At 55.1% G+C, this 234-nt stretch carries 1 protein-coding gene; it reads left to right on the forward strand.

Annotated features, from left to right (window positions below; translation table 11 throughout):
• Window positions 1-234 (forward strand): hypothetical protein (locus tag AF337_RS00050; protein ID WP_152970850.1); only part of this gene is annotated, 234 nt, incomplete at both ends.

Consider the following 234-nt stretch of genomic DNA (forward strand, 5'->3'; position numbering starts at 1 on the left):
GACGTCCAGACCGATATCCAGACGAGCGCGGTTCTGGACCTTGTTGCACCGAGCCTGCTGCAGCACGGTGCTTCAAAGCTGCAGATGTATTACATCGGATCGAAAGAACGACCAATCTTCCGGACAGCGCCCTATACCGACCAGGCTCAAACCTTCGACCGCCTTTATCCGGGTCACAACGAGGCCAATTTCTGGGACTTCTTTTTTCCTGGACTTTACGAGTCCTGGCAGGGC

The organism is Rhizobium ecuadorense, assembly GCF_001187535.1.
Classification (GTDB): Bacteria; Pseudomonadota; Alphaproteobacteria; order Rhizobiales; family Rhizobiaceae; genus Rhizobium; species Rhizobium ecuadorense.